This window comes from Streptomyces prunicolor NBRC 13075, from assembly GCF_000367365.1.
GTDB classification, from domain to species: domain Bacteria; phylum Actinomycetota; class Actinomycetes; order Streptomycetales; family Streptomycetaceae; genus Streptomyces; species Streptomyces prunicolor.
In genome coordinates, this window is sequence record NZ_BARF01000031.1 from 141936 (window position 1) to 154811 (window position 12876).

The window sequence follows — 12876 nt, forward strand, 5'->3', positions numbered from 1 at the left end:
ATGCGGTGTACGGCATGGCGGCCGACGATGGCTGACGGCGACCGATGGCACCCGGCGAGCCTTGACACCGGTTCGTCCGGTGTCGCATGGTGACACCAGTTCAACAGGTGTTGGCCGGATGGTGTGGCCTAACAGGGAGTGGGTGGGCGGTATGCGTGCGGTACGGATCGACGAGTTCGGCGGGCCCGAGGTGTTGGTGCCGGTCGAGGTGCCCGACCCGGTCGCGGGTCCCGGGCAGGTCCTGGTGCGGGTCGCGGCGGCGGGCGTGAACCGCGCGGACGCCCTGATCAGGTCCGGGAACTACCACCGGGCCGGGAAGCCGCCGCTGATCCCGGGAGTGGAGGGCGCCGGTACCGTCGCCGCGCTGGGGGAGGGCGTCACCGGATTCACGGTCGGGCAGCGGGTGGTGGCCCTCGACGGCGTGAACTCACCAGGTTTCTACGCCGAGTTGGCGGTGGTGCCCGCCACCCAGGTCACCGCCCTGCCCGACGGCATCGACCTCACGCACGCCGCCGCACTGCCCGTCGCCTGGCTGTCGGCCTGGTACTGCCTGCGGCACCTCGCCCGGGTCGCCAAGGAGGACACCGTCCTCGTGAAGGCCGCCGCGAGCGGGGTCGGCAGCGCGGCCGTCCAGATCGCCGCCGAGACCGGCGCCCGGGTCATCGCCCTCGCCGGTTCCCCCGAAAAGGCCGCCTGGGCAGGGGAGTTCGGCGCTCACGCCATCCTCGACACCTCGGCCCACCCGGACGACGCGGAGGTCGACGAGGTGCTACGACTCACCGAGGGACGGGGTGCGGACGTCGTCCTCGACACCGTCGGCGGCCGGGCCTTCGGGCGCAGCCTGCGCGAGATCGGACACGGCGGCCGGGTCGTCGCCCTCGCCAATGTCGCCCTGGAGCCCAGCACTGTCGACACCCGCGACTTCTACCCGAAGAACGCGTCGATCCTCGGCTTCCAGCTCACCAACCTCCAGATCCACGGCGGCTACGACCCCCGCCCGGACCTGCGCGAACTCGCCGAGCGGGTCGCCGCCGGCACGTACCGCGTACCGATCGAGACCGTCGTACCGCTCGCTGATGCCCGTGCCGCCCACGAGCGGCTGGAGCGACGCGACAACCGGGGCAAGATCGTGATCGCGGTGCCGGGGGACTGACCTCAGACGTACAGCTTGTCGAGGAAGGAGGTCAGATTGCCCACCGTCCGGTCGATCTGCTGCTCCATGGTCAGGCTCTCCTCGATGCGGATGCCCGACTCGGGGATCTTCCTGCCGCGCACATAGAGGGAGCAGGCGAGGTCGGTGCACATGTACAGGCCGACCGAGTTGCCCTCGCGGCCCGCCGGGCCCGCCTTGCGTGCGGTCATCAGAGAGACGCCACCGCCCGGGTGGGTCGTCACGCACAGCGAACACATGCTCCGGTGCAGGAAGCCGCGCTGCGAGGACGGGAAGCGGAGCGTGACGCCGATCAGACCGTCCGCCCGCTCGGTGACGAGGTAGCTGCGGTCCGGTGCCCCGGGATCTCGCCAGCCCAGGAAGTCCAGGTCGCCCCAGGGGCGGGTGTCGAGATCGCGGGGGACGGCCAGCCGCTTGGCCTCGCCCTTCGAGCAGTTGACGAACGAGTTGCGGATGTCCTGCTCGGTGAGTGATCTCATGGGGGAGTCTCCTGGGGCGGTGTTCGTGGGGGGCGATGTCTGTTGGGGTGGTGCCTGTTTCCGAAACCTAGGGGGTCTAGGTTTCGGGTCAGAGTAGTAAGCGAGCGGTGGAGGAGCCAATGGATTTCGGGGGCGTCGAGGGTGTTGGTGGCGTCGGGGCACGCCAGGCGCGGGCGCTGCGGCACGTGGCCGAGGGCTCTTCGGGCCCGGTTGTCGACCCGCGCCTGCGCATCACCCTCAACTTCCATCCCGACCGTACGGCGACGGCGACCGGCCGGCCGATCCTCGACGCGCTGGCCCAAGACGGCACGTACCACTCGCAGTTCGTCACCGGCATCAGCAACGGCGGCCTCACCGCCCGCCCCGGCGGCGACCGTTGGCGCTGGGAGAGCCGGATCTTCGCGGGTGCCTACGACGACGCGCCCGCACCCGAGCGACCGGTGTACGGCGCGTTGGACTTCCGGCGCCAAGTGGTGGGCGCGGCACCGCGGTTCGGCTCCTCGCACTTCCGGCTGACCGGCGCGGCCCTCGCCCGCGCGACCTTCTGCTACCCGGACAGCGCGGCCGAACCGACCGACTTCGGCGTCGCCACCGGCATGAACCTGATCGCGCTCGCCGAAGCCGACCAAGACGAACAGGACGCCCTCAACGACTACATCGAGGCGCAGGTGCACGGCGGTGTCGTTCTCGCCCGGGACATGGAGGCCCTCGTCCTGGACGTGAGCTACCGAGGCACCCCCGTCGAGACCGCCGCCCGCCGCCTGCCCTGCCCTGTCGAATGGCACCCCGGATACCGGCTCACCGTGCGGGAGTTGCAGCAGCACGCGGACTACCGGGGTCAGGAGTACGCCGACCTCGGCGCCCGTATCGCCGAGCGCGGTGTCGTCGACCCACGCGTCATCGGCGACGCGGCCCGCACCGGCCGTTACGAACTCCAGGACCTGAAGATGGTGTGGCACACCCTCGCCCGCTTCGGGGCACCGGAGGGGGCGGGTACGGCCTACCGCTCGTCGGCGTCCGTGACAGGGACCGGCGGCCACACTCCCGGCGTCAGCACCCCAAGTGCATAGGCGCGGGCGACCAGTTCGGTACGGTTCGCCGCGTCCCACCGGGCCGACAGTCGCCGTAGGTGATAGGTCACGCCGTCCGTCGTGAGGCCGGTCTCGCGGGCCGCGCGGGCGGTGGTGGCGCCGCCGGCGAGCAGGGCCAGGATGCGGGCCTCGATCGGGGTGACCTGCGCGGGGGAGTCCTCGCCCGGCCTGTCGTCACCGGGGTCGCCCTCGCCCCGCACGCGGAGCATGACCAGCAGCGCCGGTGTCTCCTCGACCGTGTCGCTGACCGGGTCGGCCGTCAACTCCCCATAGCGTTCGGTGCCGTTGGGGGCCCGCCACCGTACCGACACCTGGTAGCGCGACCGGTGCCGCAGCCGCAGCGCCTGCGCGATCCGCTCGACCTGTCCGGACTCCTGCGGCTGGAACAGGTCGAGTACGTCCCGGCCGCGCAGCCGCCCCGGCGTCGTACCGCACTCCGCCGCCATCGCGGGATTGGCGACCTGCACCGAGCCGTACACGTCACACACCGCGACCGGCACGGCCACCCGGTCGAAGAGCATCAGGGCACGGTTGCGCCACACCACGCCCTCCCTGCGGGTCCAGTCCACCGGCACCTCCTGTCACGGCCTGCCGCACTACACAATCATGCGGCTCACGAACATGTCCCGCTGCCGCTGTAGCAGGGCGAGTAGCCGGCGCTCGGTGTGGGCGCGGGGGCCGGATGAGCGCGGTTCCACTCGTGCTGCGCGCCCGTGAGCAGCGTGAACACGAGACAGGCGGTGAGGAGGTGCGACACCGCCGTCCAGGGTGCGCGGGAGAGCGCCGCGAGGCCCGCCAGGACGAGGACGACGTAGAGGAAGTGTTCCATCCAGGCGATGTTCGTGAGCGTCGCCGCGTCGATCCTGTCCTGGTCGTCCTGTGCGGCCCAGCTCTCCATGCCGTAGCCGAAAGTCGTCCAGGCGAAGTCGGCGGCCTCGCCGATGAGCAGGACGATGGCGGCGAGGATGTCCGGAGCGTGGGGCGTCCTGTTGGACCACGGCCATCGGCCGTGCCGAGGCGGATGTTCGGGCAGTACCTGCGTCATGCGCCCACCCTGCCGGGCCGGTCGCGGGACATGCATGAGTACGCGCACTCAGTTCGCGCGCCCGTCTAGCCGCCCCGTGCCGTCCGCGCAAGACGCCATCGGTGCTTTTCGCTACACGATCATGTAGTCGCGCGGCGCGGGTCGCCGAGGCGGGGCGAGCACGCTGGAACGCAGTACTTCCGTACCGCGAAAGGCAGTTGTCGCGCCATGCCCCCCACCGCGCCGCACCCCCAGCCCGTCGACACGCTCCCCGGCGTGCCCGTCGTCGACATCACCGCGACCGGCCCCGGTCGCACCCCGATGCAGCAGATCATGGAGCTGATGCGCCGTCACGGACCCGTGTTCGTACGGCGGTTGCACGGGCGGGACACGCTGTTCGTCAGCGATCTGGACCTGGTGACCGAGCTCGCCGACGAGCGGCGGTTCGCCAAGCACATCGGGCCCGCCCTGGAGAACGTCCGGGCCTTCGCCGCCGACGGACTCTTCACCGCGTACAACGACGAGCCCAACTGGGCCAGGGCGCACGACATCCTGATGCCCGCGTTCGCGCTCGGCTCGATGCGCACCTACCACCCCGTGATGCTGAAGGTGGCCCGCAGGCTCGTCGAGGCCTGGGACCGCGGCGCCCGGGACGGGCAGCCCGTCAACGTGCCCGACGACATGACCCGGATGACCCTCGACACCATCGGACTCGCCGGATTCGACTACGACTTCGGGTCGTTCGAGCGCGACGAGCCGCACCCCTTCGTCGAGTCCATGGTCCGCTGCCTGGAGTGGAGCATGACCCGGCTGGCGCGGGTCCCGGGCGAGGACCACTCGGCGGCCGACGCGGCGTTCCAGGCCGACGCCGACTACCTCGCGCAGGTCGTCGACGAGGTCATCGCCGCCCGCACCGGCACCGACCAGGGTGACGCCCAGGACCTCCTCGGGCTCATGCTCAGCGCCGAGCACCCGGTCGACGGCACGACCCTCGACACCGCCAACATCCGCAACCAGGTGATCACTTTCCTGATCGCGGGCCACGAGACGACGTCCGGCGCGATGTCTTTCGCGCTGTACTACCTGGCCAAGCACCCGGCCGTGCTCCAACTCGTGCAGCGCGAGGTGGACGCGCTGTGGGGCGACACGGCGGACCCGGAACCGACGTACGACGAGGTCGGCCGACTCACCTACACGCGCCAAGTCCTCAACGAGGCACTGCGGTTGTGGCCCACGGCCGCCGCGTTCAGCCGGCACGCGCTGGAGGACACCGTGCTCGGCGGGCGCATCCCGCTCGGCGCCGGGCAGGCCGTCACCGTGATCGCGCCGATGCTGCACCGGCAGCCCGGCTGGGGCGACAACCCCGAGCTGTTCGACCCCGCGCGCTTCACGCCCGAGGCGGAGGCGACCCGTTCCGTGCACGCCTTCAAGCCGTTCGGCACCGGTGAACGGGCCTGTATCGGGCGGCAGTTCGCGCTGCACGAGGCGACCATGCTGCTCGCGATGCTCGTCCACCGCTACCGGCTGCACGACCACGCGGACTACGACCTCACGGTGAAGGAAACCCTCACCCTCAAGCCCGACGGCTTCACCCTCACCCTCACCCCGCGCACCCCCGCCGACCGTGTACACACTCCGCTGCCGGGTGCCGTCGAGGCCTCCGAGGGCCCTTCGGTCGTCGACACGGCCACCCTGCCCGCCCGCGTCCGCCCCGGCACCGCGGCCCTCTTCCTGCACGGCAGCAACTACGGCACGTGCCGCGAGTTCGCCGCCCAACTCGCTGACGAGGCGGCCCTGTTGGGATGCTCCGTGGAAGTGGCACCGCTGGACGCGTACGCCGACGGACTGCCCACCGACCGGCCCGTCATCATCACCTCCGCCTCCTACAACGGCCGCCCCACCGACGACGCCTTCGCCTTCGCCGCCTGGCTGGAGGAGACCCACGACCTCACCGGCGTGACCTACGCAGTCCTCGGCGTCGGCGACCGCAACTGGGCCGCCACCTACCAGCACATGCCCACCCGCATCGACGCCCGCCTCGCCGAACTCGGCGCCACCCGCCTGACCGACCGCACCGCCGCCGACGCCTCCGGCGATCTCACCGGCGCTGTAAGGGAGTTCACGGCCCGGCTGCGCACCGCACTCCTGGAGACGTACGGCGATCCCGACGCCACGGACGTCCAACCCATGGAGGAGATCTCCGCCTATGAGGTCCGGACCCTCACCGGCGGCCACCTGGACGCCCTCGCCGCACGGCACGACCTCGTCCCGATGACCGTCACCGAGGCCCACGACCTCACCGCCCCCGGCCACCCGCGCCGCAAGCGCTTCGTCCGCGTGGCCCTGCCGGACGGGACCGCCTACCGCACCGCCGACCACCTCACCGTCCTGCCCGTGAACGCCCCGGCTCTCGTCGAACGCGCCGCCGCAGCCCTCGGCGTCGACCTCGACACCGTGCTCGACATCCGCCCGGCCCGCCCGCGCCGCGACGGCCTCGCGGTCGACCGACCCGTGACCGTACGCCAACTCCTCACCCACCACGTCGAGTTGCAGGACCGCCCGACCGCCGACCAACTGGTCGCGCTGGCCGCCGCCAACCCCTGCCCGCCCGAGCGGACTGCCCTGGCCGCGCTCACCGACGATCCGCGCACCTTCGTCGAACTCGTCGAGGACCACCCGGCGTTGGGCGGCACCCTGGACTGGCCCACACTCCTCGAACTCCTCACCCCGCTGCGCCCCCGGCACTACTCGATCTCGTCCTCACCCGCCGTCGACCCCGGCCACGCGGACCTGATGGTCTCCCTGCTGGAGGCACCGGCCCGCTCCGGCAAGGGCGTCTATCGGGGCACGGGCTCCGGCCACCTCAACACCGTCGCGCCGGGCGACACGATCTACGCCCGCGTCCAGCCGTGCCGCGAGGCCTTCCGGATCGACGACTCCACCCCGGTGGTGATGATCGCGGCGGGCACCGGCCTCGCCCCCTTCCGTGGAACCGTCGCCGACCGTACGGCCGCCCTCGCCGCCGGCGCCGAACTCGCCCCGGCCCTCTGCTACTTCGGCTGCGACGCCCCCGACGCCGACTACCTCCACGCCGACGAACTCCGTGCCGCCGAGCGCGCCGGAGCCGTCTCGCTCCGCCCCGCCTTCAGCGCGGCCCCGGAGGACGGAGCGACCTTCGTCCAGCACCGCGTCGCCGCCGAGGCCGACGAGGTGTGGGCCCTGCTGGACGCGGGCGCCCGGGTGTTCGTCTGTGGCGACGGCTCGCGCATGGCACCGGGCGTGCGGGAGGCGTTCCGTACCCTGTACCGGGACCGCACGCCCGGCGCCGACGACGCGGCGGCCGAGCGGTGGCTCAACGCACTGATGGCGGACGGGCGTTACGTCGAGGACGTGTACGCCGCCGACTGACCGAGAGGGAGAGGTGGGCGCACGGTGACGGACTCCTCGGAGCGAGCCCGAGAGGTACTGCGCGCGGCGGGCATCCCGCCCGGCGACCTCGCCCACCTCCGCCCCCTCGGCGGCGGCACCTACAACACCGTCGAGGAACTCACCCTCACCGACGGCACCCGCTACGTCCTCAAGACCGCACCGACCGCCCCTGGCCTCGCGCACGAGCGCCAACTCCTGATCTCCGAGGCCGACTTCTACGGCGCCGCCGCCAAGGCCGGGGTGGCGGCGCCGCGCGTCGTGGTCCTCGACGGCGACACCCTCCTGATGACGCTCTGCCCGGGCGAACCCTGGGGCGACCCCCTCACGGACGCCGAAGTGGCCGTACTTCGCACGGAGTTGGGCCGACAGCTTGCCCGTCTGCACGAGATCACCGGCCCCGGCTTCGGCTACCCCTCCCGCGCCCTCGGCCCGCTCGCCCCCGACTGGCGGACCGCGTTCACCACGATGTACGACGCGGTCCTCGACGACGCCCGCCGCTATGGGGCCTGGCTGCCGCTCCCCGCCGACGACATCGCCCGCACTGCCCGGTCGGCGTACGACGCCCTGGACGAGATCACCGTCCCCTGTGCCGTGCACTTCGACCTGTGGCAGGGCAACATCCTGGTCGACCGCACGACCGGAACGCCCCGTATCGGCGGCCTCATCGACGGCGAGCGCATGTTCTGGGGCGACCCGCTGGCCGACTTCGTCTCCCTGGCGCTGCTCGACGACATCCGGAAGGACGAGGCGTTCCTGGCGGGCTACTGGGAGGCGGGCGGGCGGGCCGGGTTCGACCGGTCGGCCCGCCTCCGCTACGCCCTCTACCGCAGCTATCTCTACCTGATCATGCTCGCCGAGGCGGTCCCCAGGGAGTTCGGCGCGGAAGAGAACCGCTGGCGCCGGGAGAAGGCCGGCCCCGAGCTGCTCGCCGCCCTGCGAGAGATCGACGAGACGGCTTCCACCCCGTAGTGTGCATTCCGCCGCCCCTTAGTTCAGGGCGTGAATTAAGAGGGCGGGGAAAGTCGCGCCCGGCGGGACCGCAGGAGTATCTTGCAGGTCGGGCAGGGTTCGGAGGGAGCCACATGGCGGGGCGGAACGGGCGCACGGTACGCGACCTCAGGCGGGCCAACCGCACGGCCGTACTGCAACGGCTGTACTTCGACGGACCCCTCAGCCGCTTCGAACTGGGCCCGGCGACCGGGCTCAGCTCCGGCTCGGTGAGCAACGTCGTCGCGGACCTCGTCGCCGACGGCCTGGTCGAGGAGGCCGGCAGCGTCGACTCCGACGGCGGCCGCCCCCGCACCCTGCTCCAAGTCGCCCCGCACAGCGGCCACATGATCGGCGTCGACGTCGGCGAGACCCGCGTCCGCGTCGAGCTCTTCGACCTCACCCTCACCGAACTCGCCCGCGCCGAACGCCCGTTGGAGCAGCAGCGCTACGAGGTCGAGGTCATCGTCGGCCACATCCGCGACGGCATAGCCGAGGTCCTCGCCACCGCCGACATCGCACCCGAGCAGCTCCTCGGCGTCGGCATCGGAGTCCCCGGCATAGTCGAGCACACCCCGGACCACGGCGCCGTCGTGCACGGCCAGACGATCGGCTGGGACGCGGTCCCGCTCGAAGAACTGCTCCGCTCCACCTCCCAACTCCCCGACGCCGTCCCGTACTTCATCGACAACGGCGCCAAGACCCTCGGCCAGGCCGAGATGTGGTTCGGCGGCGGGCGCGGCGCGCGCAACGCGATCGTCGTCCTCTTCGGCTCCGGCGTCGGCGCCTGCCTGGTCACCCCGGAAGTGGAGAACGGGCGGGCTGTCGAGTGGGGGCATCTGACCGTACGGGTCCGCGGCCGCCGTTGCCGCTGCGGCGCCCTCGGCTGCCTGGAGGCGTACGCGGGCGCCGAGTCGCTGCTCGACCGCTGGCGCGAGCAGGGCGGACGCCCGCCCGAGGGCACCGACGAGGAGACCGCGATGACCGCGCTGCTGGTCGCCGCCTACCCGCCCGAGGGCGTCGAGGCCGACCCCGTCGCGCTCGCCGTCCTGGAGGAGACCGCCGAGTACCTCGGCGCCGGCCTGTCCGACCTGATCAACCTCTTCCAGCCCGAGCGCATCCTCATCGGCGGTTGGGCCGGACTTCAGCTCGGCTCCCGCTTCCTGCCCGCCGTACGCCACCACGCCACCGCCTACGCGCTGCGTCACCCCGCCGGACGCGTGACCATCGAGCTGGGCCGCCTCGGCCCCGACGCGGTCACCGTCGGCGCCGCGATCCTCCCCCTCGCCGACTTCTTCGCCCGTGGCGGCCGCCGCGCCGAACCCGAACCCGAGGGCCCGCCGCCCGCCTGGCGCACGGCACTTGAGGAACGCGCCCCGCACTGAGCGGACGGGCGGCTGGGGGATGATCACTCCATGACCGAGATCATCCTGATGTCCGACGCCCGGGTCGCCGCCATCCCCGTCGAGGAGTGCGGAGAGCCCCTCGTCGACGTGAGCGACGTCCTGCTGGTCGACGACCGCAAGAACAAGGAGTCCGACAGCGGCGCGGAACTCCTGCTGCGCCGGGGCGTGTTGGACCGACTCCTCGAAGCGCAGGCCCTGCTGCCCGACGGCCTGCGCCTGCTGTTCGTCGAGGGCTACCGGCCGCCGGCCCTCCAGCGCCGCTACTTCGAGCGCTACGGCGACGAGTTGCGCGCCGCCCACCCGGACTGGCCCGCCGATCGCCTCCGGACCGCCGCCAGCCGCTATGTGTCGCCGCCCGAGATCGCCCCGCACTCCGCCGGCGCGGCCGTCGACCTGACCCTCGCCGACGCCCACGGCCGCGAACTCGACATGGGCACCCCGATGAACGCCAACCCTGAGCAGAGCGACGGGGCTTGCTACACCGGCGCCGAGAACATCACCGAGGAGGCCAGGGCCAACCGCGCCGTGCTGGGCAAGGCGTTCGGTGCGGTCGGCCTGGTCAACTACCCGACGGAGTGGTGGCATTGGTCGTACGGAGACCGCTACTGGGCGCTGATGAGCGGCGCGCCCGCCGCCCTCTACGGGCCGAAGGACCTCGACCCCTCGTGAGGCTGTGCCCGGAACTATCCGGCGAACGCGTCCACACCGGTTAGATCGGCGGACAGCTTCCACAGACGGGCCGCCTGCTCGGGGTCGGTCGCCCAGGACTTGACGCGGGTGCGGTCGTCGTCGCCGTCGGCGGCGGGCTCGGCGATGTCGCAGTCCACCAGATAGACACCGCCCATGCCGTCCAGCTGGGGCGAGGTCGCCGCCCACACCTCGGTGGCCGCGCCCTGCTCCGGGGTCTTGAAGCCCTCGGGGTTGAGCGCGTTGCCCTGCTCGTCCACCCAGCCGCGCTCGACCATCTCCGCCCGGGGGAGGTGGCGTTGCAGCGGCGTCAGGATCCCGCCCGGGTGGAGCCCGAAGGCGCGGACGCCCCGGTCGGCGGCGAGTTTGTCGAGGTGGACGGCGAACAGGACATTCGCGGTCTTGGCCTGGCCGTACGCCTCCCACTTGTCGTAGCCCCGGCTCCACTGGACGTCGTCCCAGCGCATCCCGGAGTTGTGGTGGGCGCTCGACGACACCGAGACCACCCGGGCGCCGCCCGACTCGATCGCGGGCCAGAGCCGGTTGACGAGGGCGAAGTGGCCGAGGTGGTTGGTGGCGAACTGCGCCTCCCAGCCGGGCCCGACCCGGGTCTCCGGGCAGGCCATGATCCCGGCGTTGTCGATCATGTGGTCGACGGTGCGGCCGGAGGCGAGGAACCGCTCGGCGAAGCCGCGCACGCTCTCCAGGTCGCCGAGGTCCAGCTCGTCCACCTCGACACCGGGCAGTCCGGCCACGGCCTCCCGGGCGACGTCGGGGCGGCGGGCCGGGACGATCACCTGGGCGCCCGCCTTGGTGAGCGCGCGGGTGGCCTCCAGGCCGAGGCCGGAGTAGCCACCGGTGACGATCGCGAGCTTTCCGCCGAGGTCGAGGCCCGCCAGGACGTCGTCGGCGGTGCTCTTCGCGTCGAATCCCGAACCGATCTTGTGCTGTGCAGTGGTCATGAAGGGAACGCTACGAATTGAAGTGCGCTCGAAGTCAAGCCGAGGAAAGCGGGCGCGCGAACCCGGACATGGGGAAGCCCCGACCGCGACGGGGGAATCACGGCCGGGGCGGCCAAGTGGTGGGCACGGAAGGCGGTCGCCTCGCGGCGAAAGGCTCCACAGGGCTTCAGCCGAACGATCTTCCCTGTGGGCGGAGGTTGAGGCCCGGGGACACTGTTCCCTCCGCACCCACGGTCTGTTCAACGGGGAACTACCGGCCCGTGTTCCTGTGTACGCCGCCGCGACCGGTGATGTGCATCACGCGCCATTGGTCCAGTCCAGTAGCGCGTCCGCCGACCAGGTCGTGATCACCCGTTCGGCGGCCACCCCGCACTCCTCCGCCCGCGCACAGCCGTTGAGCTGCCAGTCGAGCTGCCCGGGCGCGTGCGCGTCGGTGTCGATCGAGAACAGCACCCCGGCGTCGACGGCCTTCCGCAGCAGCCGCCTCGGCGGGTCGAGACGTTCCGGACGGCTGTTGATCTCCACGGCCGTGCCCGACTCGGCACACGCGGCGAACACCTCGTCCGCGTCGAACTCCGACTCCGGCCGCGCGGCACCCCCGTCCCGCCCGATCAGCAGCCGCCCGGTGCAGTGCCCGAGGACATCCGCGTGCGGATTCCGTACGGCGGCCACCATGCGGCGGGTCATGGCGCGGGCGTCCATGCGCAGCTTGGAGTGCACGGAGACCACGACCACGTCGAGCCGTTCCAGCAGCTCCGGTTCCTGGTCCAGCGAGCCGTCGTCGAGGATGTCGCACTCGATGCCGGTGAGCAGCCGGAACGGCGCCCAGGTCTCGTTCAGCGCGGCCACCACGTCCAGCTGCTCGCGCAGCCGCTCCGGGGACAGTCCGCGCGCCACGGTCAGCCGGGGCGAGTGGTCGGTCAGCACCGCCCACTCATGGCCCAGCCGCGCCGCCGTACGGCCCATCTCCTCGATCGGGCTGCCGCCGTCGGACCAGTCGGAGTGGAGGTGGCAGTCGCCGCGCAGCAGGGCGCGCAGTTTTTCGCCGCCGGGGCCGGCCGGGGCGGGGGCCTCGGCCTCCAGCTGCTCCAGATAGGCGGGAACCTGCCCGGACAGGGCCTCGCGGGCCACCTGCGCCGTCTTCGGGCCGATGCCCTTGAGGGACTCCAGCGTCCCGGCCGCCGCGCGTTCGGCGATCTCACCCTCGGGGAGCGCCGTCAGGACCCTGGCCGCCGTACGGAAGGCGCGTACGCGGTAGGTCGGGGCCAGGGAGCGTTCCAGCAGGAAGGCGATCCGGTCCAGTGCCTGCACGGGATCCATCGAGCCTCCTCCCGCGAGCGGTCCCCGGCCGGGAACCGTGGACCACTCGCGTCCGCGTGATGCGTTCTAGGCTCTATTGCATGACCGAAATGTCCAGCCCGCACATCTCCAGCCCGCGGATCATGGTGCTCAAGGTGCAGCCCGGTACCCCGCCGTTCCGCATCGTGGAGATCGACGGGGAGATGGTCGCCGAGGCCACGGGGATCACGGACGTGCTCCAGGTCGCGGCCGTGTGCGGCATCACGGTCCGCGACCTGGACGACCCGGACGTGGTCCGCTGGGTCGGTGGGGACAAGTTCACCTGGTTGCCGCACTAGGCC

At 72.0% G+C, this 12876-nt stretch carries 12 protein-coding genes; 7 read left to right on the forward strand and 5 right to left on the reverse strand.

What is annotated here, in order from left to right:
- Nucleotides 1-151: 151 nt before the first annotated feature.
- The gene (locus SPR02S_RS14630) at nt 152-1153 is read left to right on the forward strand and encodes a quinone oxidoreductase family protein (RefSeq protein WP_019057721.1); all 1002 of its coding nucleotides are present in this window, start codon (nt 152-154) and stop codon (nt 1151-1153) included.
- Between the two features lie 2 nt (nt 1154-1155).
- On the opposite strand, the gene SPR02S_RS14635 is transcribed toward SPR02S_RS14630, so the two are convergent.
- On the reverse strand, nt 1156-1650 hold the full coding sequence (locus SPR02S_RS14635; protein ID WP_019057722.1) for an FBP domain-containing protein: 495 nt from the start codon (nt 1648-1650) through the stop codon (nt 1156-1158).
- Between the two features lie 119 nt (nt 1651-1769).
- On the opposite strand from SPR02S_RS14635, the gene SPR02S_RS14640 reads away from it, so the two are divergent.
- Entirely contained in the window at nt 1770-2720 is a 951-nt protein-coding gene (locus SPR02S_RS14640; protein WP_019057723.1) for a DUF3626 domain-containing protein, read from the forward strand.
- Here the strand turns inward: SPR02S_RS14640 and SPR02S_RS14645 are convergent.
- On the reverse strand, nt 2651-3262 hold the full coding sequence (locus SPR02S_RS14645) for a PAS domain S-box protein (RefSeq protein WP_174447541.1): 612 nt from the start codon (nt 3260-3262) through the stop codon (nt 2651-2653). The two genes, SPR02S_RS14640 and SPR02S_RS14645, sit on opposite strands and share 70 nt — an antisense overlap.
- 92 nt (nt 3263-3354) lie before the next feature.
- Entirely contained in the window at nt 3355-3786 is a 432-nt protein-coding gene (locus tag SPR02S_RS14650) for a DUF6234 family protein (RefSeq protein WP_019057725.1), read from the reverse strand.
- 207 nt (nt 3787-3993) lie between these two features.
- On the opposite strand from SPR02S_RS14650, the gene SPR02S_RS14655 reads away from it, so the two are divergent.
- From SPR02S_RS14655 to SPR02S_RS14670, 4 genes are all read left to right on the forward strand, one after another.
- A complete protein-coding gene (locus SPR02S_RS14655) occupies nt 3994-7173 on the forward strand; it encodes a cytochrome P450 (protein ID WP_019057726.1) in 3180 nt (1059 codons plus the stop codon).
- A 24-nt stretch (nt 7174-7197) separates the two neighbouring features.
- Entirely contained in the window at nt 7198-8163 is a 966-nt protein-coding gene (locus SPR02S_RS14660) for a phosphotransferase family protein (RefSeq protein ID WP_019057727.1), read from the forward strand.
- A gap of 113 nt (nt 8164-8276) precedes the next feature.
- Nucleotides 8277-9566 carry an ROK family transcriptional regulator gene (locus tag SPR02S_RS14665; RefSeq protein WP_019057728.1) on the forward strand — a complete coding sequence of 430 codons (1290 nt, stop codon included), beginning with the start codon at nt 8277-8279 and terminating at the stop codon, nt 9564-9566.
- Between the two features lie 30 nt (nt 9567-9596).
- Nucleotides 9597-10256: a M15 family metallopeptidase gene (locus SPR02S_RS14670; protein WP_019057729.1), complete on the forward strand. Its 660-nt coding sequence runs from the start codon at nt 9597-9599 to the stop codon at nt 10254-10256.
- Nucleotides 10257-10270: 14 nt separating this feature from the next.
- Here the strand turns inward: SPR02S_RS14670 and SPR02S_RS14675 are convergent, their stop codons facing one another.
- Complete coding sequence (locus tag SPR02S_RS14675; protein WP_019057730.1) at nt 10271-11236, reverse strand: SDR family NAD(P)-dependent oxidoreductase; 966 nt, start codon at nt 11234-11236, stop codon at nt 10271-10273.
- Between the two features lie 297 nt (nt 11237-11533).
- Nucleotides 11534-12556 carry a PHP domain-containing protein gene (locus SPR02S_RS14680; RefSeq protein ID WP_019057731.1) on the reverse strand — a complete coding sequence of 341 codons (1023 nt, stop codon included), beginning with the start codon at nt 12554-12556 and terminating at the stop codon, nt 11534-11536.
- An 80-nt stretch (nt 12557-12636) separates the two neighbouring features.
- Here SPR02S_RS14680 and SPR02S_RS14685 point away from each other — a divergent pair, with 80 nt between their 5' ends.
- Nucleotides 12637-12873: a hypothetical protein gene (locus tag SPR02S_RS14685; RefSeq protein WP_026150538.1), complete on the forward strand. Its 237-nt coding sequence runs from the start codon at nt 12637-12639 to the stop codon at nt 12871-12873.
- Nucleotides 12874-12876: the final 3 nt, after the last annotated feature.

Coding starts and splice junctions, on each gene's coding strand:
- SPR02S_RS14685 (WP_026150538.1), top strand. CDS start 12,637: ATGACCGAAATGTCCAGCCCGCACATCTCCAGCCCGCGGATCATGGTG.
- SPR02S_RS14670 (WP_019057729.1), top strand. CDS start 9,597: ATGACCGAGATCATCCTGATGTCCGACGCCCGGGTCGCCGCCATCCCC.
- SPR02S_RS14665 (WP_019057728.1), top strand. CDS start 8,277: ATGGCGGGGCGGAACGGGCGCACGGTACGCGACCTCAGGCGGGCCAAC.
- SPR02S_RS14655 (WP_019057726.1), top strand. CDS start 3,994: ATGCCCCCCACCGCGCCGCACCCCCAGCCCGTCGACACGCTCCCCGGC.
- SPR02S_RS14680 (WP_019057731.1), bottom strand. CDS start 12,556: ATGGATCCCGTGCAGGCACTGGACCGGATCGCCTTCCTGCTGGAACGC.
- SPR02S_RS14635 (WP_019057722.1), bottom strand. CDS start 1,650: ATGAGATCACTCACCGAGCAGGACATCCGCAACTCGTTCGTCAACTGC.
- SPR02S_RS14630 (WP_019057721.1), top strand. CDS start 152: ATGCGTGCGGTACGGATCGACGAGTTCGGCGGGCCCGAGGTGTTGGTG.
- SPR02S_RS14640 (WP_019057723.1), top strand. CDS start 1,770: ATGGATTTCGGGGGCGTCGAGGGTGTTGGTGGCGTCGGGGCACGCCAG.
- SPR02S_RS14645 (WP_174447541.1), bottom strand. CDS start 3,262: ATGCTCTTCGACCGGGTGGCCGTGCCGGTCGCGGTGTGTGACGTGTAC.
- SPR02S_RS14650 (WP_019057725.1), bottom strand. CDS start 3,786: ATGACGCAGGTACTGCCCGAACATCCGCCTCGGCACGGCCGATGGCCG.
- SPR02S_RS14675 (WP_019057730.1), bottom strand. CDS start 11,236: ATGACCACTGCACAGCACAAGATCGGTTCGGGATTCGACGCGAAGAGC.